The following is a 19,556-nucleotide window of genomic DNA, read 5'->3' on the forward strand; positions in this document are numbered from 1 at the left end:
GGGTGCGATCCATGGTTTCGGGTTTACCCGAAGCAGGGATCAAGCACACCGTCCTTGCTAACGATTGTGAAACCTTCTGACCTGGCCGTTTGACGGGGAATCGGTGGGGAAGGGCGTGATTTATCCCCCACCGAGGGCTGGTGTCGCCCATGCCCATCCCGTTCCCCTTCCTTGGCCGTGACCTGGCGGTGGATCTCGGCACCGCCAACACGCTCGTCTACGTCCGAGACCGCGGCATCGTGCTCGACGAGCCGTCCGTCGTGGCGATCAACACCCGCACCGACAAGATCGTCGCCGTCGGCGGCGACGCCAAGCAGATGATCGGCCGCACCCCCGGCTACATCGTCGCCATCCGCCCGCTCAGGGACGGTGTTATCACCGACCTGGAGGTCGCCGAGCGCATGCTGCGCTCCTTCATCCAGAAGGTCCACCGCCGCCGCTACATCGTCCGCCCCCGCGTCGTGGTCGCCGTGCCCAGCGGCACCACCGGCGTCGAGCAACGCGCCGTCAAAGAGGCCTGTTACGAGGCCGGCGCCCGCCAGGTCTACCTCATCGAGGAGCCGATGGCCGCCGCGATAGGCGCCGGCCTGCCCGTGCACGAGCCGGCCGGCAGCATGGTCGTCGACGTGGGCGGCGGCACCACCGAGGTGGCCGTGATCTCGCTCGGCGGCATCGTCAGCTCCACCTCCATCCGGGTGGGCGGCGACGAGCTCGACCAGGCGATCATCGCCCACACCAAGAAGGAACACGGCCTCATGCTCGGCGAGCGCACCGCCGAGCAGCTCAAGATGAACATCGGCTCCGCCTACCCCGACGGCGAGGACCCGACGGCCGAGATCCGCGGCCGCGACCTGGTCAGCGGCCTGCCCAAGACCGTCCCGGTGAGCGCGGCCGAGATCCGCGCGGCGCTGGCCGAGCCGGTCAACTCCATCGTCGAAGCGGTCCAGGCCACGCTGGACGAGTGCCCGCCGGAGCTGTCGGGCGACCTGATGGACAGCGGCATCGCGCTCACCGGCGGCGGGGCGAAGCTGCACGGACTCGACCGGCGGCTGTCGGAGGCCACCGGCATGCCGATCAAGCTGGTGGAGAACCCGCTGCAGTCGGTGGTGCTCGGCTCCGGCCGATGTGTGGAGCAGTTCGGCCGCCTGAAGGACGTCTTCGTACCGGAGACCCGTCGCTGATCTGAAAGGAGGCGACCTGCGGATGCGCGCGGGGGCCGCCGGGAAGGAAGACGGATGAGACGGGGCCGGGGCGCGCTCGGCAGGAAACCGGGCCGGGGCCGGCTGGTGGTGGGCGTCCTCGTGCTGGCCGCGGCGCTGCTCATCGCCGCCGACCGCGAGGCCGCGCTGCAGCCGCTGCTCACCGCGGGCGCCGCGGTGGCAGGCCCGGTCGAGAGGGCGGTCTCCGGCCTTGCCGCCGGCGGCTCGGACACCCGCCGGATCCGGGCGCTGGAGCAGGAGAACGCCCGCCTGCGGGCCGAACTCTGGACCCGACCCCACCGGCCCGATCCCACCGCACCCGGGCCGCGCTTCGTCGCGGCCCAGGTCATCGCGTACGGCGGGCGGCAAGGCCTGTCCGCCACCGTCACCATCGACGCCGGCACCACCTCCGGCGTCCGTCCCGATCTGACCGTGCTCAACGGCGACGGCCTGGTGGGCAGGGTCGTCGCCGCCGGTCCGGGCACCGCCACCGTCCTGCTGGTCAGCGACGCCACCTCGGTCGTCGGCGCCCGCCTGCACAGCGAGCAGCCGGGGGAGGTCGGCACCGTCACGGGCGGCGGCAAGCCCGGCGGCCTGCTGCGCCTGAACCTGCTCGACGCCGAGGCCCCGGTCTCGGTGGGCCAGAAGGTGGTGACGTTCGGCTCGCGGCGGATGGTGCCGTTCGCCCCCGGCGTCCCGATCGGCACCATCGTCGGCGTCTCTCCCTCCACCGATCCCCTCACCCGCACCGCCCTGGTCCGTCCGGCGGCCCGCCTCACCGCCCTCGACGCGGTCGCCGTCGTGATCCCGCCGGGGAGCGTGCCGTGATGCCCGCGCGGGCATGGGCGGCGGTCGCGCTCGCGCCGCTGATCCAGGTGGTGCTGGTCAACCGGCTGTCGCTGCCCGGCGGCGTCACCCCCGACCTGACGTTGCTCGCGGTCCTGGCCGTCGCCCGCCTGCGGGGGCCGGTCGCGGGCGCGGTGGCCGGGTTCGCCGCCGGCGCCGTCCTGGACCTGATCCCGCCGGCCGTCCACCCGGTGGGGCGGGACGCGCTGGCCCTGTGCCTGGCCGGGTACGTCGCCGGCCACCTGCTCAGGCTGCCGGCCGTCGCCGCCTTCCCGCTGGGCGTGCTGGCCGGGCTGCTGTTCACCGCGGGCGTGCACGCGGCGCTCGGCGACCCGCGCGCCGGGGGTCCGGCGCTCGTCCACGTCCTGCCCTTGGCCGCCGCGTACACAGTGGCCGCGAGCCCTCTGGTCTGGTTCCCGATGCGGTGGAAGGCGCCCGATGCGTTCCCGGCTGCTGGTCCTGCACGTGCTGATCGCCTCCTTGCTGCTCATCCCGCTCATCCGGCTGTGGGACGTGCAGGTGCGCCACGGCGACGACTACGCCAGGGCCGCGGCGGAAGATCACGTCAGGCAGGTGGTCGTGCCGCAGGTCAGGGGCGGGATCCTCGATGACCGCGGCCGCCCGCTGGTGCGCAACCGCACCAGGCTGGCGGTCACGGTCGACCACGTGGCGCTGACCCGCCGCCGCGACGGCGGGCGCGCGGTGCTCGACCGGCTGGCCGGCGTGCTCGGCGTCCCGGCCGCGCGCCTGGCCGAACAGGTCCGCCTGTGTACGGCCGGCGTCCGCCCCCCGTGCTGGCCCGGCTCGCCGTACCAGCCGATCCCCGTGGCGGGGGAGGTGAGCACGCGGGCGGCGCTGCAGATCGCCGAGCGGCCGGAGCTGTTCCCCGGCGTGAGCGCCGACCCGGTGCCGGTGCGCGACCACCCGCGCGGCGAGCTGGCGGCGCACACGCTCGGCTACGTCGCGCCGTCGGGCGGCGGCGACCCGGCCAGCGGCATCGGCCTGTCGGGCCAGGAGGGTCTTGAGGCGCGTTACGACGCCGACCTGAGCGGGCGGCCGGGCCGGCGCGAGGTGGTCGTGGACACCACCGGCCAGGTCGTCAGGACGCTCTCCGAGACGCCGCCGGTGGCCGGGCACGACCTGGTGACCAGCATCGACGCCGAGGTGCAGGAGGTGGCCGAGCGGGCGCTGCGCCGGGCGGTGGAGGGGGCGCGCGACCGGCGGCTGCCCGCGGACGCCGGTGCGGCGGTGGTCATGGACGTGCGGACGGGACGGGTGGTGGCGCTGGCCGCCCACCCGGGCTACGACCCTGACGTGTGGTCGGGCGGCATCTCCGGCGACGCCTACCGCGAGCTGCGCGGCAGGCTGCAGCCCAAGGCGATCCAGGGCCAGTGGGCGCCCGGCTCCACCTGGAAGATCACCTCGGCGGCCGCGGCGGTGAAGGCGGGCTACGCGCTCGACGGGATCTACGGCTGCCCGGGGTCGTTCCAGGTGGGCGCGAGGTCGTTCAGGAACTTCCGCGGGATCCCGCTCGGCAGCATGCCGCTGAGCCGGGCGCTGACCGCCTCGTGCGACACGATCTTCTACCGGTTCGCCTACGAGATGTGGCTCAAGGACGGAGGCACGAAGCCGGTCAAACGGCCCAGGGATCCGATGCAGAAGATGGCGGCGGCCTTCGGGTTCGGCAAGCGCACCGGGATCGACCTGCCCGGCGAGGCGGCGGGGCGGCTGCCGACGCGGGCGTGGAAACGTTCGTTCTGGGCGCAGACCAGGAAGCAGTCCTGCAAGGAGGCCAAGCGCGCCAGGTCCGCTTATGTCCGGGCGATCGCCAAGGAGAACTGCGTGGACGGCCACCGGTGGTGGGCCGGCGACGCGGCCAACTTCTCCATCGGGCAGGGCGACGTGCTGGTGACGCCGCTGCAGCTGGCCAGGGCGTACGCGGCGCTGGCCAACGGCGGCAAGCTGTTCACCCCGCGTGTGGGCAAGGCGGTCGTGCGGGCCGACGGCAGCGTGGTGCGGCGGATCAAGCCGAAGGTGGCCGGACGGCTGCCGGTGCCGAAAAAGGTGCTCGCCTACATCCGTAAGGCGCTGGCCGAGGTGCCCAGGAGCGGGACGGCGGCCGGGGCCTTCGCCGGGTTCCCGCTGGACCGGCTGGCGGTGGCCGGCAAGACGGGTACGGCCGAGGCCTATGGCAAGAAGGACACCTCCTGGTTCGCCTCCTTCGCACCGGCCGGCAAACCGCGTTACGCCGTCGTGGTCGTGGTCTCTCAGGGCGGGACGGGCGCGTCGACGGCGGCGCCGGCCGTACGGGAGATCTGGTCGGGCATGTACGGGCTGGAGGGCGGGAAGGCGGCGCTGCGGTGAGGGCTCAGCGGCCCGACTGGGTGCTGGCCGTGGCGGCGGTCGCGCTGTGCGGGCTGGGCGCGGTGCTGGTGTGGTCGGCCACCGAGCCGAGGCTGCTGGACGCCGGGCAGGATCCGCTCACCTATCTCAAGCGGCAGCTCGTCAACATCGCGGTCGGGGTCGCGGTCATGGTCGCGCTCTCGGCCACGAGTCACCGGGTGCTGCGGGCGTACACGCCGTGGGCCTATCTGGCCGCCGTGCTCAGCCTGGCGGCGGTGCTGACGCCGCTGGGCCGTACCGTGAACGGGGCGCAGGCGTGGCTCGGTCTCGGCCCGCTGCAGGTGCAGCCGTCGGAGCCGGCGAAGCTGGCGCTCGTGCTGGCGCTGGCCACCGTGCTCGCCGAGCGGCACGACGGCGAGCGGCGGCCGCGCTGGACCCAGGTGGGGCTGGCGCTGGCCCTGTCCGCGCCGCCCGCCGCGCTCATCATGCTGCAGCCCGACATGGGCACGCTGCTGATCCTGGCCGCGGTGGTGCTGGGCGCGCTGTTCGCGGCCGGGGTGGCGCTGCGGTGGCTGCTGGCGCTGAGCGGGTCGGCCGTCGCGGCGGGGGCCGCCGCCTGGTTCCTGGGACTGCTCCAGCCGCACCAGGTGAGCCGCCTGATCGCCTTCGCCGAGCCGGGCGCCGACCCGCTCGGCGCGGGCTACACGGCCAAGGAGGCGCTGGTCACGGTCGGCTCGGGCGGCGCGTTCGGGCGCGGGTTGTTCAACGGCGACCAGACGGCCGGGCGGTTCGTGCCCGAGCAGCACACCGACTTCGTCTTCACCGTGGCCGGCGAGGAGCTCGGCTTCCTGGGCTCGGCGCTGATCGTGGTTCTGCTGGCGGTGGTGCTGTGGCGCGGGCTGCGCGTCGCGGGCCGTACGGGCTCGTTCGGCTGCGTCGCGGCGGCGGCGGTCGTGTGCTGGCTGGCGCTCCAGACGTTCGTGAACATCGGCATGGCGCTCGGGCTGGCCCCGGTGATCGGCGTCCCGCTCCCCTTCGTCTCTTACGGCGGGTCGGCCACGGTGGCCGCGTTGGCGGCGATCGGCGTCCTGCAGTCGATCCACCGGGGCCATCCACCCAAAGGCCACTGACCTGCGGTTTTCCCTGCCGGAACACAGTCTGGAAATTCGCACTTGGCGTTCCATCGGCCGAAACGGATGATTGCCTCATTGATGCCGCGGAGTTCCCATCAATGTCATGAGCACCACAAGCCGGGCCATCGCCGACTGGATGCGGCTGCGGGACCTCACCACCGTCTTCGGCGGCCCCGGAGCCGACGGCGCCTTCCCCGGAGACGTCCGCCGCATCCGCGGCCTTCAGGAGGCCGTCGTGGTCGCCATGGCCGACGGATACGCCTCGGTCACCGGCCGCCCCGCCCTCGTCGACCTCGGATGCGCCGCCCACGGTGCGGGCGCCGTGCTCGGGGCCGCCGCCAACCGCACCCCGCTCATCGTCACGACCGGGCTCGGGCACCCCGGCCACGGCCACGGATCCGCCCGGCCCGCCGTCAAGTGGTCCTGCGCGCCCGCGCCGCGCGACGTGCCCGCCGCGCTGGAGTGGGCCTACCACGTCTCGCTCACCCCGCCGCGCGGCCCCGTGTTCCTGTCGCTGCCCGCCGACCTGGCCGCGACCGAGGCGGACCCGGCTCCCGCCGTCCGCCCCCTGGCCGCCGCGGCCGCCCCCGACCCGATCGCGCTGGCCGTACTGGCCGAGCGGCTCGACCGCGCACGCTCGCCCGTGCTCGTCGTCGGCGCCGACGTGGACGCTTCGGGCGGCTGGGCGGCCGCGGTCGAACTCGCCGAGCGCTGCGCGCTGCCCGTCTGGGAGGCGGCCCAGTCCGGCCGCGTGTCCTTCCCGCAGTCCCATCCGCACTACCGCGGCGCCCTGCTCCCCGGCGCCGAACCCGCCGCCCGCCAGCTCGCCACCCACGACCTGGTCCTCGCCGCCGGCGTGCCGCCGCCGGAAGGCGTCGCCGCCGTCCTGCTCACCTCCGACCCGTCCTGCGCCGCCTTCGGCGACGTCATCCTGGGCGACGTACGGCAGGCGCTGACCGCCCTCGCCGAACTCACCAAGCTCAGGCACGAGCCCCTGCCCGGCACCTGGCCCGCGCCCTCCCCCGCGCCCCGCGGCAGCCGTCCGATGAGCCTGGTCACCGCGCTGGCCGCGCTCGCCGAAGGCGCGCCCCCCGAGACGATCTGGGTCAGCGAGTCCCCGCCCAGCCGCCCCGTCTTCCACGACCAGATCAGGATCGACCGCCCCGGCTCGTTCCTGTGCGCCGCGGGCGGCGAAGCCGGGCACGCGCTGCCCGCCGCCATCGGCGCCCAGCTCGGCGAACCGTCCCGGCCCGTCGTCGCCGTCGTCGGCGACGGGTCGCTGCAGCACGCCGTCGCCGCCCTGTGGAGCGCCGCCGCGTACCGGGTGCCGCTGACCGTCGTGGTCCTCACCGACGGCGCGCGGGCGATGCTGCGCTGGCTGTCACGCCTCGACGGCGCCGGTCCCGGCGCCGACCTCTGCGCCATCGCCAAGGGGTACGGCGTCGCCGCCAGCCACGTCGAGTCCGCCGAGGCGCTCACCGCCGCGCTGCGCATCGCGACCGCCTCCGACCTGCCCATGCTCATCGAGGTGCCCGTGAACGGGCCCTGACATGGGCGCACCCAGGCCCGCGTGCACCGCCGCGCACCCTATTGAGCGGCGGGCACGACGGGAGGCCCGGCGGCGTCCCGGTCCACGTGGTTCGTGTCCGAGGCGCGCTTCCATGGCCGAGCCGGGCGCCGCCGGCGCCCCGCTCACCGACCACAGGGAAGGGGGTGATCGCATGAAGGCCGGCTCCGGCGTCAGCTGGGTCCGCTAGTCCACGCACCCTCCGGAGGGCCCCCGTACCGTGGTGGCGCCGATCCCCGGGGCGGGAGCCGTACCCTTCCCGCCGCGGCCGGACCCTCCGGAGCCTCAGGACCCCGACCTGCGATGAAACCCAGTGCGACGCCTGATCGTCTCTCAACCGTTAGAGTCTGGGGAGAAAAGGCATGCCGGGCGGAGGATCGGTCGGTTTGAGACGGCGGGATGACGACGGTGAGAGGGCGGCGAGGGTGGGAAAGCGCGGTCCGCTGACCCCCGACGACCCGTCCGAGATCGGCCCGTATGAGCTGGTCAAGCGCCTCGGCTCGGGCGGCATGGGCACCGTCTACCTGGCCAAGGGCGCCGACGGGTCCAAGGTGGCGCTGAAGGCGATCCGCCGCGACTTCGCCGCCGACCCGGTCTACCGGGCGCGCTTCCACGAAGAGGTGTCCAACGCGCGCAAGGTCGCCTCGTTCTGCACCGCGCGCGTACTCGACCACGGCGAGCACGACGGCCTGCTCTACCTCGTCACCGAGTACATCGACGGCGTCTCCCTGGAGGACCACCTCATCGAGCACGGCGCGCTGGAGCCGTCGGTGCTGCACGCGGCCGCGGTGGGCGTGGCGGCGGCGCTGACCGCCATCCACGCCGTCGGCCTGGTCCACCGGGACCTGAAGCCGGCCAACGTCATGCTCACCCTCGCCGGGCCGCGCGTGATCGACTTCGGATTGGCCCGTTCCACGCACGTCAACTCCCGCCACACCAACGCCGGCATGGTCATGGGCACACCGGGGTGGATCGCGCCGGAGCAGGTCTTCGAGGGGCGTACCAGCCCGGCGGGCGACGTGTTCGCCTGGGGCTCGCTGATCGCGTACGCGGGGCTGGGCGGGCACCCCTTCGGCGAGGGTGACGCCTACGTCATGGCCGCCCGCGCCAGGACCGCCCCGCCGGACCTGCGTGGGCTGCCCGCTCCGCTGGACCGGCTGGTGGCGGCGGCCATCCACCCGGACCCGGCGCGGCGTCCGGCGTCGCGGCAGTTGCTGCTGGAGCTCGTGGGCGCGGCCGACGAGCCCGCCGCCCAGCTCGCCGCGACCCGGCACCTGACCAGCATGTGGGACCCCGCCGTGGCCCAGAACCCCCCGGGCCGCCCAGCCCCCTTTACCCCACCTCCGGCCCACCCCGGCACCCCAGCCCAACCCCCACACCCGGGCAGCGCAGGCCAGCCACCCCACCCCGGCACCGCGGGCCAGCCCCCGCACCCCGGCACCGCGGGCCAGCCGCCCCACCCCGGCACGTCGGGCCAGCCCGCACGCCCCGGCCCTCCCCCACAGCCAGGACCACCCATCCCCGGCGCCCCCGGCCGCCCCGCCCCAGGCTCGGGCGGGCCCGGTCCGGCCTCTGGCGGACCTGGCCACGGGGTTCCGAGCCCTGGCCGACACGGCTCCGAGGCACCCGGGCCCGGTGTACCCGGCTCGGGTGGGCCTGGCAGGCAGGGGCCTGGTCACTCGACCACGGGTCAGGGACCGTTGCCTGGACCGGCGGGACCTGGGCCGGTGAGGCCCGGGTCGCGTCCGGCTCCGCATGACCCGCGGCCCGGGCGTGATCCGCGCACTGGGCCGCCTCGGCGGTCTGGGCCCGGGGTGACCGGGCCGGTGCCGCTCGCCCAGCACTCCACGACCGGGCAAGGGCCGCTGCCCCGGCCTTCCGCCACCGGGCAGGGGCCGTTGCCACATCCGTCGACCACCGGTCAGGGGCCGCTGCCGCCGCGTGGTTTCGGTGTGCCTCAGCGATCGGCCCGGCGGGGCGTGTCGGGGTGCCTGATCGCGGCGGTGATCGTGCTGGTGGTGATCGTGCTGTTCATCGCGCTGATGGCGTGGTTCTTCCGCGGCCCGTCGGCGGCGGGTGAGGGCGCGTCGGTCCAGGACGGCAAGCTGAAGTTCACCGTGACCGCCACCAAGTGCCCCAAACCCGCCAAGACCGCCGAGCGCCGTCAGTGCCGCCTGTCCGTACGGGTGTCCAACATCGGCCAGGAGGCCAGGGTCCTCTACCCGGGCCAGCAGAAGCTGATCGACCAGGACGACGTCCTCCACGGCGCCGCCAGGCTCCTGGACAAGGCGGGCAAGGAGATCACCCCGATCCGGATCGACCCCGGCCAGTCGTTCACCGGCGCCCTGGAGTTCGACCTGCCCAAGACCGCCAGCGCGGAGGGCGCCGAACTGCACGACTCCGGCCTGAGCCGAGGCGTACGCGTAGAACTCGGCTAGCGCCGCGGGGTCAGCGGGCGGCTCCGGAGCTCCAGGCCCAAGCGGCGATCCCGACCCGGTTGGCCGCGCCGACCTTGCGCTGGATGTTGGCCAGGTGGGTCTTGACGGTGCCCGGGCTGATGAAGAGTTCGGTGGCGATGTCGGCGTTGGTCCTGCCGTGCGCCACCAGGACGGCGATCTCGCGTTCGCGGTCGGTGAGCGGGTCGGGCGGCGGCGCCTGACCGTCGGGGGCGCGGAGGTGGCGCAGCAGACGTACGGTCACCTGCGGGCTGATCAACGTGTCACCCGCCATCGCCGCCCGGATCGCCTCGATGAGCAGGGTCGGGCCGGAACGCTTGAGCAGGAAGCCCGCGGCCCCGTTGCGCAGGGCGGTGTGGACGTAGTCATCGAGGTCGAACGTGGTCACCACGATCACCCGCGTCTCCTGCGCGAGCTGCCGGGTGACCTCCAGGCCGTCGAGGCCGGGCATCCGGATGTCGGCCAGCACGACGTCGGGTTTGAGATGCCTGGCCAGCTCGACCGCTTTGGTGCCGTCGGCCGCCTCGCCCACGACCGTCATGTCCGGCTGGGAGTCCAGGATGAGCCGGAAGCCGATCCTGACGTCGTCCTGGTCGTCGGCGATCACGATCCGCGTGCTCATCTTCTCCCTGTTCCTGGAACGGCGGCGCCGTACCGTGTCATGCGGGGATCACCGCCGTGAGTCGCCAGCCGTCGCCGTGCGGGCCCGCTTCCAGCGAGCCGCCGACGGCGGCGAGCAACTCGGACAGCCCCGCGAGGCCGAAGCCACCCCTTCTGCCGATGCCGCTGCCCCTTCTCGCGTCGGTACGGCCCGCAGCACCGTCGTCCTCAACCCGGACCTCCAGCCACAGACGATCGGCCCTCACGCTCACCGCCACGGCGCTGGCCCGCGGGGCGTGGCGGCGGACGTTGGTCAGCGCCTCGCTCACCACCCGGTACGCGGTCGCCGACGCCTCACGCGAGACCCCTTCGGTCGCGACGTCGAAGCTCACCCGCACCGACGGCGGGAACCCGTCGGCCAGCTCCCCCACCCGTTCGAGGCCAGGAGTCGGCGCCCGGTCCGGGTCATTGAGCATGTGGACGGTACGGTCCAGCGAGGCCAGCGCGCGCCGCCCGCCATCCTCGATCCGCCGCAGAGCGTCGGCCACCGGCTCGGGCAGTCCGGGCGTGAACCCGGCCGCCTGCGCCTGCACCAGCATGCCGCTGACGTCGTGGGCGACGAAGTCGTGCAGGTCACGCGCGAGTGCCAGCCGCTGATCCTGTACGGCCGCCGCCACCGCCCGCCCCCGGGCCTGATCCAGCCAGCGCAGATAGAGCCCAGCCCCGGCCGCCGCCACCGCGGGCAGCGCCCAGGCGGCACACGCGCCGAGGATCAGCAGCGGCGGACCGTTCCACACCTGCCTGAGCAGCACCAGCGCGACAGCCAGCCCAGGCACGAGGGCGGCGACCGGGCGACGCCGCGCGGCCAGAAGCGTCAGCACCAGCAGCGCGGGCACCTCGGCGAACAACCCCCAGGTCCCGGCCTGGACATCGCCCCGCGCCACCACGATGACGGCGGTGACAACCAACGAGACACCCCCGGCCACCACGGCCACGACCTCAGGCGTCAGAGCCACGAAGCCAGAAGCCCGGCGCCCAAGCCCGGACACCCCGCGAGGGAGGAGGGCCGTCACCGCCGCCAGGACGGCGACGACGGCTGCGAACACGTACATGGGTTCGAGCGTAGAGGGACGGGGGAGCGGCGGCCTCCGCCGAACGGCGGAGGCGGGGCTGGTGTGCGGGCCACCGGATCCGGCGAACGGCAGATGTGCGGCGGCCGCCCCCGCCGCGAGGCTTGGGCCATGAACACGATGCAGGTTGCGAGAACCGCCCGCTGGCCCCGCTGGGCGACGTGGGGAGCGGCCGCGTGGTCGCTGGCGTACGGCGGTCTGGGGCTTTTCTGGGCGTACGGCGGAGCCGGCTTCCCCTTCGGCGAAGGCGACGTCCCCGACGCCCGTGCCGAGTCCTTCCTGGGCACGGCCACGGCGGCCGGTACCGCCCCGGTCATCGCCGGGCTCGGCCTCGCGGGCGCGCTCCTGGCGGTGGCCATGACGCGCGACTGGGGCGGCTCGGCCACGACACGGAGCGGGGAGAGCGGGGCGCGGCGGTGGGGCGGGGTGGCCAGGGTCGCGATGCTGGGGCCCGCGTGGGCGATGGCGTTCCTGCTGGTGGTGCTGGTGCCGGATGCGCGGATCATGACGGCGGTCGGGTACGCGCCGATCTTCCTGGTGGGTCTGCCGTTCGGCTGGCCGGACGCCAACTACTTCGAGCTGGCCTTCCCCTGGCCGGTGGTGAACATGCTGATCTGCCTGGCCGGCGGCCTGCTGTGGGCGGGGGCGGCGCTGGCGGTCACCCGCCGCAGCGCGGGAGCGTGTCAGAGCTGTGGCCGCACCGAGGCCCACGCCGCCCACTGGAGCACGCCCGCGGGCGCGGCGCGCTGGGGCAGGTGGGCCGCCTACACGGCCTTCGCCGTCCCGCTGTTCTACTCGGTCGTGCGCTGGGCCTGGGCGCTGAAGATCCCGCTGCTGTTCTCGGAGGAGGGCATCAGGTGGCTGCACGAGACCGGGATGGCGTGGGCGGGCGCGGGGCTGGCCACGTTCGGTGCCGTGGGCGGCGTGCTGACGCTCGGCCTGGTCCGCCCGTGGGGCGAGGTCTGGCCGCGCTGGGTGCCGGTGCTCGCCGGCCGGCCGGTGCCGCGCAAGCTGCCGCTGGGCGCGGCCGGGGCGGTGACGGCGATCCTGGCCTCGGCCGGGGCGGTGGCGGTCCGGGTCACCGACTGGACGGACCCGTCGTCGTGGCTGGTGAGCCCGATGGCGTACTGGCCCGTCTGGGCCGTGGCGCTCGGGCTGGCCACGCTGGCCTACTACTACCGCACCCGCCCGGCCTGCCCTCGCTGCGGCCTGGGCGGACGGTGACCGGGGCAAGCTACGCCCGCGCGAGGAGGGCGGTCTCGGTCAGCGGGGACTCGTGGGTGCCCTCCACCGTGCAGGCGTGGGCGCCGGCCAGCGAACCCAGCCGGACCGCCGTCTCCAGGTCGTGGCCGCGCAGCCGGCCGTACAGGAAGCCGGAGACGAAGGCGTCTCCCGCGCCGTTGGTGTCGACGACCGGGCCGGGCGGCGGGACGGCGGGGAAGGCGCGCGGGCCGGTGCCGCGCTCCAGGACGAGGCAGCCATCAGCCCCGCGGGTGCACACGACCGTGTGGGCGCGGCCCTCGGTGAGGATGCGGCGCATCACGGTCTCCGGGTCGGGCAGGGCGGCGGCCGAGAGGAAGACGAGGCCGGCCTGGTAGGCGAAGTCCTCGTGGTAGGGGTTGACGCCGTCCCAGTCGTGCAGGTCGGTCGAGGTGGGGACGCCGGGCAGGTCGGCGAAGACCTTCCGGCTGAAGTCGGTGATCGACAGGTGGGCGTGGCGGGGACGCAGGTTCGAGTACAGGGACGGGGGCAGCGTCTCGCCGGGGGTGGCGCGGGGGTCGAACAGCGAGGTGCGGCGGCCGTCGGGGCCGACCAGCAGGACGCTGCGGCGGGTGCCGGCCACGGCGGCGCCGAACGAGCAGTCGACGCCGCCCAGCGCGCGGCGGACCAGCGCGCCCTGCGGGTCGTCGCCGATCAGGTCGACGAACCTGGTGCGCAGGCCGAGCGCCGCGCAGCCGAGCGCCACGCCGGCGCCGGTGTTGCCGATCCGGTCGATCACCGGCGGGACGGTGTGGGTGTCGGCGTACGGCAGGGGCAGCGCGGGCACGTAGACGGTGGTGTCGACGCCGGCCCCGCCGACCACGAGGACGTCGTGGGTCACCGGTTCACCAGCGGTCCCGAGCCGGTGGAGCCGCGCACGACGAGCTCCGGCTGGAAGATCAGCTCGACGTGCCGGGCGGGCGCGCCGTTCACCTCCTCCAGGAGCGTCTGCACCGCGGCCGAGGCCATCGCGCCGATGGGCTTGCGGACGGTGGTGAGCGGCGGGTCGGTGAACGCGATCAGCGGCGAGTCGTCGAAGCCCACCACGGACACCTCGCCGGGCACCGACAGGCCGCGCTCGCGGCAGGCGCGGATCGCGCCGAGCGCCATGAGGTCGCTGGCGCACACGATGCCGGTGCAGCCGCGTTCGAGCAGCTGGGCGGCGGCGGCCTGGCCGCCTTCGACGGAGAACAGCGAGTGGGCGATGAGGCCGTCCACCTCGGTGGCGCCGAGCAGCTGCGCCATCGCCTGCCGGTAGCCGTCGATCTTGCGGATGACCGGCACGAAGCGGCGCGGGCCGAGCGCGAGGCCGATGCGCTCGTGCCCGAGGTCCACGAGATGTTGTACGGCCAGCCGCGCCGCCAGCCGGTCGTCGGGCGAGATGAACGGCGCGTTGATGTGCTCGCTGTAGCCGTCGACCAGCACGATCGGCAGCCCGCGGTCGGTCAGGCGGGTGTAGCGGTCCATGCGCGCGGTGGTGTCGGCGTGCAGGCCGGAGACGAACACGATCCCGTTGACGCCCCGGTCGACGAGCAGCTCGGTGAACTCGTCCTCGGGGGCGCCGCCCGGCATCTGGGTGCACAGCACGGGCGTGTAGCCGTGCTGGGTGAGCGCCTTCTCGATGGCCTGCGCGAACGCGGGGAAGATCGGGTTGTCGAGCTCGGGGGTGACCAGCCCGACCAGGCCGTTGCTGCGCTGGCGCAGGCGGGGCGGGCGCTCGTACCCCATGAGGTCGAGCGCGGTCATGACGGCCTGGCGGGTGGCCGCGGAGACGCCGGGCTTGCCGTTGAGCACCCTGCTCACGGTGGCCTCGCTCACCCCCGCCTGGGCTGCGATGTCGGCGAGGCGGGCGTGTCCGTTCATGGGCGCTACTTTACTTTCCACCACACCGCCGAATCGGGCGCGCCGGGCGTGGCGGCCGACGACAGCAGAAGCTCGCCCTTGAGGGCGAAGTCGACGGGGCGATCGGTGAGGTTGACGGCGCAGACGAGGTCGCCGCGGGCGAACATCAGCGTGCCCTCCGGCGAGTCGAGCCAGCGCAGCTCACCGGCGATCTCGCGGCGCAGCCGCAGCGCGCCGCGGTAGAGCTCCAGGGTGGAGCCCGGCACGCCTTCCTGGGCCTCGACGCTGAGCTCGGACCAGCTCGCCGGGATGGGCAGCCACGGCAGTTCCCAGCCGAGCTCGCGGGTCCAGGGCAGCGGCACGCGGCAGCCGTCGCGCCCGCTCTCGGGGTCGCGCAGCCGCTGCGGGTCCTGCTGGACCTCCTCCGGCAGGTCGAGCACCTCGGGCAGGCCCAGTTCCTCGCCCTGGTAGACGTAGGCGGAGCCGGGCAGCGCCAGCGTCAGCAGCATCGCGGCGCGGGCGCGGTCGAGGCTGCCGTAGCGGGTGACGTGCCGCCTGACGTCGTGGTTGGACAGCACCCAGGTGGACGGCGCGCCCACGGAGGCGGCGCTGGCCAGGGAGGCGTCGATGGCCTCGCGCAGGCGGGGCGCGTCCCAGGGGGTGGCCAGGTAGTGGAAGTTGAAGGCCTGGTGGAGCTCGTCGGGGCGGACGTAGCGGGCCAGCCGCTCGGGCGTGGGCGCCCAGGCCTCGGCGACGCCGATGCGCTCGCCGGGGTAGGAGTCCAGGATGTGCCGGAAGTGGCGGTGGATGTCGTGGACGCCCTCGTTGTCGAAGTACGGGACGACGTCGGAGCCGATCATCCGGATCTGGTCGCTGTGCCCGATGTCGGGGAGGTCGTGCGGTTTGACCATGCCGTGGGCGACGTCGATGCGGAAGCCGTCCACGCCGAGGTCGAGCCAGAAGCGCAGGATCGAGTCGAACTCGGCGCGCACCTCGGGGTTGTCCCAGTTGAGGTCGGGCTGCTCCTTGTCGAACAGATGCAGGTACCACTGGCCGTCCTCGACCTGCGTCCAGGCCGGGCCGCCGAAGATGGACTCCCAGTCGTTGGGCCGGTCGCGGAAGATGTAGCGCTCGCGGTGCCGCCCGCGCAGCGCCTCCTGGAACCACGGATGGGCCGAGGAGGTGTGGTTCGGCACGATGTCCACGATGACCCGCAGGCCGAAACCGTGCGCCTCGTCGATGAGCGCCTTGGCGTCGGCCAGCGTGCCGAACAGCGGGTCGACGTCGCGGTAGTCGGCCACGTCGTAGCCGAAGTCGGCCATGGGCGAGGTGAAGAAGGGGGTGAGCCAGACCGCGTCGACACCCAGGCTCTTCAGGTACGGCAGGCGGTCGCGCACACCGATCAGGTCTCCGACGCCGTCGCCGTTCCCGTCGGCGAAACTGCGGACGTACACCTGGTAAATGACGGCGTCGCGCCACCAGTCGGTCATCAAAACCCCCCAATAGTCCCGTACATGAAATCTCTTGCCGCAAGTTTACGCAAGCCCTTCCATGTACCACCAACCCCTGATTTTTCGCCACACTTACCCCTAGAGTGGGATAAAACCCCCTATGTGACTTGACTCACGACCCGGAAGCTTGGCTGAGGCATTAGACAGAAGTCAGGCGGGCTGTCAACCCCTGCGCACCCGATCTATAGAGATTTTTTATGGCAAGGGTGGACATCAGGCTGTAACCGCGATGTACTACCTCATCAATCACAGCGGAACCTGGCTGCAAGGTGCTGCCCATGAGCTCGGTCGTTCTCGACAAAGTGACCAAGGTTTACCCGGGTGACCACCTGGCGGTCGATCGCATGAGCTTGAAGGCGGAGGACGGCGAGTTCCTGGTCCTGCTGGGCCCCTCGGGCTGCGGGAAGTCCACCCTGCTGCGCATGATCGCCGGGCTGGAGGAGATCACCGAGGGCGACCTGTGGCTCGACGGCAAGCTCGCCAACCACCTCGCCCCCCGCGACCGCGACGTGGCCATGGTCTTCCAGAGCGGCGCCCTCTACCCCCACCGCTCGGTGCGCGGCAACATCGCCTTCCCGCTGGAGATCGCCAAGACCGATCCCGAGCTGGTCAAGGAACGGGTGCTGGAGCTGTCCAAGGCGCTGCACATCGACGAGACGCTCGACCGCCGCCCCGGAACCCTGTCCGGCGGCCAGCGCCAGCGCGTGGCCATGGGCCGCGCCATCGTCCGCCAGCCCAAGATCTTCCTGATGGACGAGCCGCTGTCGAACCTCGACGCCGGCATGCGCACCGAACTGCGCATGGAGATCTCCGCCCTGGTCAGGTCGCTCGGCGTCACCACGATCTACGTCACCCACGACCAGGTCGAGGCGCTCACGCTGGCCGACCGGATCGCCATCATGAACCGCGGCGTCCTGCAGGACGTCGGCACCCCGGCGCAGATCTACAACGACCCGGCGACCGCGTTCGTCGCGGCCTTCCTCAACTCCCAGCAGCTCAACCTGCTGGCCGCCACGGTGCGCACCCCGCAGAACCAGTACGTGATGCTGGACTTCGGCCCGCACCGGCTGACGATCCCGTGGAGCGACCCCCGGGCGTACGCGATCTCGCAGTACACGGGCAGCCAGGTATTGGTCGGCATGCGGCCCGACGGGCTGGCGCCGGTGCCGGAGACCTATGACGGGCCGGCGTTCTTCGGCCGGGTCCGGGCGCTGGAGTACCACGGGCACGAGTGGCTGGCCTATGTGGAGTGCGGGGCGCCCGGCGTGGCCGTACCCGAGCCGCCGGATCCCCGCCAGCGGGTCAACGGCCACGCCCAGGAGTCGGCGGGGCTGGGCACGCTGCTGCGGCGGATGTTCGCCTCGCGCGCGGTGATCGAGGAGAAGGAGCAGGAGCAGGCGGAGGAGAGCGGCCACCACCGCAGGACCGACCTGATCGTCCGGCTGGGCGTGCGCCCGGCCTGGCGGGTCAACGACGCCGCCAAGGTGGCCGTGGACGTCTCCCGCCTCATGGTCTTCACGCAGGAGGGCGCCCGCATCGACGCCCCCCGCCGGGCCACCTGAGGCCTTAGCCCGATCAGCCGGGCGCGGCGTTGCGGTCGATGGCGAGGTAGGTGCCGCGCAGGCGGGCCAGGTGGGCGTGCTGGGCCTCGCGGGCGCCGGGCTCGTCGCCCGCCTCCACCCGGTCGAGGATCTCGCGGTGGTCGCGGTCGACGTCGTGCCAGAAGCGGCCGGGGGCGCGCGAGCGCAGGAAACGCTCGTCCAGGACCTGGAAGACGGGCCTGGCCACCACCTCCAGCAGCGGGTTGCCGCAGGCCCCGAGCAGCAGCGCGTGGAAGCGCTTGTTCGGCTCGTACATCTCCTCCGGCGAGGCCGCGCCGGGGTCGAAGAGCGTGGCCCGCAGCGCCGCCAGGTCCTCGGGGGTACGGCGCAGCGCCGCGAACCCGGCCGCCGGCACCTCCAGCAGGTCCCGGATCTCCAGGAACTGGTCCACGGTGAGCTGCGTGTCCACGGCCAGCAGGTTGAGGCTGGTCGCCAGGTAGTCGCTGATCTGCTCGGGCCGCGGCGTCACCACGAAGCTGCCCCCTGCCACGCCCCGGACGGTGGCGATGAGGTTCTGGCTGGCCAGCAGCCGCAGCGCCTCGCGCACGGTGCTCCGGCTCACGCCGTAGGCGGCCGACAGCTCGGGCTCGACCGGCAGCCGGTCACCGGGGCGGAAGCGGCCGGCCACGATGAGCTCCCGCAGTTCGGCGGCGAGCGCCTGGTAGGCGGGCGGCTTCTTGGTCACACCGTCAGACCCTACTCGGCGGGTCCCGGCCGTGGCGCTTGAGGGATTCGGCCCCGCCCGGCCCTGCCGGACGGGGCCGGCGAGTGCCGGGGTGGCGGGTTCGGCCTCCCCCACGGTGAGGCCGATCCTGCCGTTCCGACCCCGCCGTACGAGGGGCCCCGTTCCACTTCTGGGAACAGCGTTCCAATCTGAGGCGGCTGTGTCAATGGCAAGAACCGGAGCGGCCTGGCCGTACCGGAGAAAACCAGAGCTCAGGCGCGGTGACCGAGTCGTGCGGAAAGTCGGTCGGTCGCCTCCAGAAGGGCCGCCGCGCAGGCGTCGGCCTCCCCGATGAAGCGTTCGGCGGGCCCGCAGACGCTGATCACCGCGGCCGGCAGGCTGTGGTGGTCGAGGATGGGCGCGGCCACCGAGGCGGCGCCGCGCTGCCGTTCCGAGATGGACATGGCGTAGCCGCGGCGGCGGATCAGCGCCAGCTCGGTGCGCAACCGCTCCGGGTCGGTGACGGTGGCCGGGGTCAGCGGGTCGAGCGGCGCCGACAGGTAGGAGTCGATCTCCACCTCGGGCAGGAAGGCGAGGAACGCCTTGGACGAACCCCCGGCGTGCAGCGGGTACGGCACGCCGAGCGAGACCGCCATGATGACTTCGCGCGGCGGTTTGACCTGGTCGATGTAGACGCGGTTGAGGCCGGTCCTGATCGACAGTGTCGCGGTCTCGGTCGTGCGGGCGCTCAGCCCGGCCAGCTCGGGCGCGGCCAGGCGGCGGATGTCGATGCGGTCCAGATAGGCCAGCCCCAGCCGCATCGCGGTCAGCCCGAGCGAGTAGCGGCGGCTGTCCTCGTCGAGTTCGACCAGGCCGCGGCTGCGCAGGGAGGCCAGCACCCGGTGGACCGCCGCCTTGGACATGCCGAGGCTGTCGGCGAGCTCGGTCACCCCGAGCGTGCTGGTGCCCGCCTCGGCGAAGCGGACGAGTACGTCGGCCGCCCGCTCGACGGTCGCGACGGTCTGGCTGGACATGCTGGAGCCTTTCACCTGCGATGCAACCCCACCGGTACGGGTGGGTCAGTCATGATCCTCGTGTCCACGAAGTCCCACCATTCTTCCTGTGACACGCGCTGCGACTCCCAGGAAGAGTCGCTCTTGAGGGTGGCCAGGGCCTTTCTGTAGGCGCCCCAGGCCGCCTCGTCGTCGAAGGCCGCCCGGTTCTCCAGCATGTATACGTCACCGACCACGCTGTAGAACCAGCGCACCTCCTTCACCATCGGCAAATCGCGGTAGAACCAGCGCTCGCGCTCCTCCAGCCACTCCCAGAAGGCCGCCATGTCCCTGCGGGCGCGTTCGGCGAGCCGCATCCGGTAGACCAGGTAGATCATGGGTACAGTCTGAA

Annotated in this window: 17 protein-coding genes; 9 read left to right on the forward strand and 8 right to left on the reverse strand. The window is 73.3% G+C overall.

The window, feature by feature from the left end; translation table 11 throughout:
• Positions 1-149 precede the first annotated feature (149 nt).
• From HNR40_RS21645 to HNR40_RS56420, 7 genes are all read left to right on the forward strand, one after another.
• Positions 150-1,181 carry a rod shape-determining protein gene (locus HNR40_RS21645; RefSeq protein WP_184963997.1) on the forward strand — a complete coding sequence of 344 codons (1,032 nt, stop codon included), beginning with the start codon at positions 150-152 and terminating at the stop codon, positions 1,179-1,181.
• Positions 1,182-1,235: 54 nt separating this feature from the next.
• On the forward strand, positions 1,236-2,027 hold the full coding sequence (gene mreC, locus HNR40_RS21650) for a rod shape-determining protein MreC (protein ID WP_184963999.1): 792 nt from the start codon (positions 1,236-1,238) through the stop codon (positions 2,025-2,027).
• Positions 2,027-2,656 (forward strand): rod shape-determining protein MreD, encoded by a 630-nt coding sequence (mreD, locus tag HNR40_RS57285; protein ID WP_312896461.1) that lies wholly within the window; start codon positions 2,027-2,029, stop codon positions 2,654-2,656. Before mreC ends, mreD begins: the two co-directional genes overlap by 1 nt.
• The gene (gene mrdA / locus HNR40_RS21655; protein ID WP_312896471.1) at positions 2,544-4,409 is read left to right on the forward strand and encodes a penicillin-binding protein 2; all 1,866 of its coding nucleotides are present in this window, start codon (positions 2,544-2,546) and stop codon (positions 4,407-4,409) included. The genes mreD and mrdA overlap by 113 nt, the downstream gene beginning before the upstream one ends.
• The gene (gene rodA / locus HNR40_RS21660; RefSeq protein ID WP_184964003.1) at positions 4,406-5,518 is read left to right on the forward strand and encodes a rod shape-determining protein RodA; all 1,113 of its coding nucleotides are present in this window, start codon (positions 4,406-4,408) and stop codon (positions 5,516-5,518) included. The genes mrdA and rodA overlap by 4 nt, the downstream gene beginning before the upstream one ends.
• A gap of 106 nt (positions 5,519-5,624) precedes the next feature.
• A complete protein-coding gene (locus tag HNR40_RS21665; RefSeq protein WP_184964005.1) occupies positions 5,625-7,070 on the forward strand; it encodes a thiamine pyrophosphate-dependent enzyme in 1,446 nt (481 codons plus the stop codon).
• 443 nt (positions 7,071-7,513) lie between these two features.
• Positions 7,514-9,526, forward strand: a complete 2,013-nt coding sequence (locus HNR40_RS56420; protein WP_184964007.1) for a protein kinase domain-containing protein — start codon at positions 7,514-7,516, stop codon at positions 9,524-9,526.
• Positions 9,527-9,536: 10 nt separating this feature from the next.
• Here HNR40_RS56420 and HNR40_RS21675 read toward each other — a convergent pair whose 3' ends face one another.
• Positions 9,537-10,166, reverse strand: coding sequence for a response regulator (locus HNR40_RS21675; protein ID WP_184964009.1), 630 nt, complete (start codon positions 10,164-10,166; stop codon positions 9,537-9,539).
• Positions 10,167-10,203: 37 nt separating this feature from the next.
• Complete coding sequence (locus HNR40_RS21680) at positions 10,204-11,256, reverse strand: sensor histidine kinase (RefSeq protein ID WP_184964011.1); 1,053 nt, start codon at positions 11,254-11,256, stop codon at positions 10,204-10,206.
• Between the two features lie 129 nt (positions 11,257-11,385).
• Between HNR40_RS21680 and HNR40_RS21685 the strand changes: the two genes are divergently transcribed.
• Positions 11,386-12,498 carry a hypothetical protein gene (locus tag HNR40_RS21685; RefSeq protein WP_184964013.1) on the forward strand — a complete coding sequence of 371 codons (1,113 nt, stop codon included), beginning with the start codon at positions 11,386-11,388 and terminating at the stop codon, positions 12,496-12,498.
• 10 nt (positions 12,499-12,508) lie between these two features.
• Here the strand turns inward: HNR40_RS21685 and HNR40_RS57290 are convergent, their stop codons facing one another.
• The 3 genes from HNR40_RS57290 to HNR40_RS21700 are packed head-to-tail and all read right to left on the reverse strand — an operon-like array spanning position 12,509 to position 15,866.
• Positions 12,509-13,375, reverse strand: a complete 867-nt coding sequence (locus HNR40_RS57290) for a carbohydrate kinase family protein (RefSeq protein ID WP_184964015.1) — start codon at positions 13,373-13,375, stop codon at positions 12,509-12,511.
• Positions 13,372-14,397: a LacI family DNA-binding transcriptional regulator gene (locus HNR40_RS21695; protein ID WP_184964017.1), complete on the reverse strand. Its 1,026-nt coding sequence runs from the start codon at positions 14,395-14,397 to the stop codon at positions 13,372-13,374. Before HNR40_RS21695 ends, HNR40_RS57290 begins: the two co-directional genes overlap by 4 nt.
• A 5-nt stretch (positions 14,398-14,402) precedes the next feature.
• Positions 14,403-15,866 carry a glycoside hydrolase family 13 protein gene (locus HNR40_RS21700; RefSeq protein ID WP_184964019.1) on the reverse strand — a complete coding sequence of 488 codons (1,464 nt, stop codon included), beginning with the start codon at positions 15,864-15,866 and terminating at the stop codon, positions 14,403-14,405.
• Positions 15,867-16,165: 299 nt separating this feature from the next.
• Here HNR40_RS21700 and HNR40_RS21705 point away from each other — a divergent pair, with 299 nt between their 5' ends.
• Positions 16,166-17,449 (forward strand): ABC transporter ATP-binding protein, encoded by a 1,284-nt coding sequence (locus HNR40_RS21705; protein WP_184964021.1) that lies wholly within the window; start codon positions 16,166-16,168, stop codon positions 17,447-17,449.
• A 13-nt stretch (positions 17,450-17,462) separates the two neighbouring features.
• Here HNR40_RS21705 and HNR40_RS21710 read toward each other — a convergent pair whose 3' ends face one another.
• From HNR40_RS21710 to HNR40_RS21720, 3 genes are all read right to left on the reverse strand, one after another.
• The gene (locus HNR40_RS21710; protein ID WP_184964023.1) at positions 17,463-18,173 is read right to left on the reverse strand and encodes a FadR/GntR family transcriptional regulator; all 711 of its coding nucleotides are present in this window, start codon (positions 18,171-18,173) and stop codon (positions 17,463-17,465) included.
• Positions 18,174-18,424: 251 nt separating this feature from the next.
• Positions 18,425-19,186 carry an IclR family transcriptional regulator gene (locus HNR40_RS21715; RefSeq protein ID WP_184964026.1) on the reverse strand — a complete coding sequence of 254 codons (762 nt, stop codon included), beginning with the start codon at positions 19,184-19,186 and terminating at the stop codon, positions 18,425-18,427.
• Between the two features lie 11 nt (positions 19,187-19,197).
• Positions 19,198-19,542: a hypothetical protein gene (locus HNR40_RS21720; RefSeq protein ID WP_184964028.1), complete on the reverse strand. Its 345-nt coding sequence runs from the start codon at positions 19,540-19,542 to the stop codon at positions 19,198-19,200.
• Between the last annotated feature and the right edge of the window lie 14 nt (positions 19,543-19,556).

It is taken from the genome of Nonomuraea endophytica (assembly GCF_014203235.1).
Taxonomy (GTDB): Bacteria; Actinomycetota; Actinomycetes; order Streptosporangiales; family Streptosporangiaceae; genus Nonomuraea; species Nonomuraea endophytica.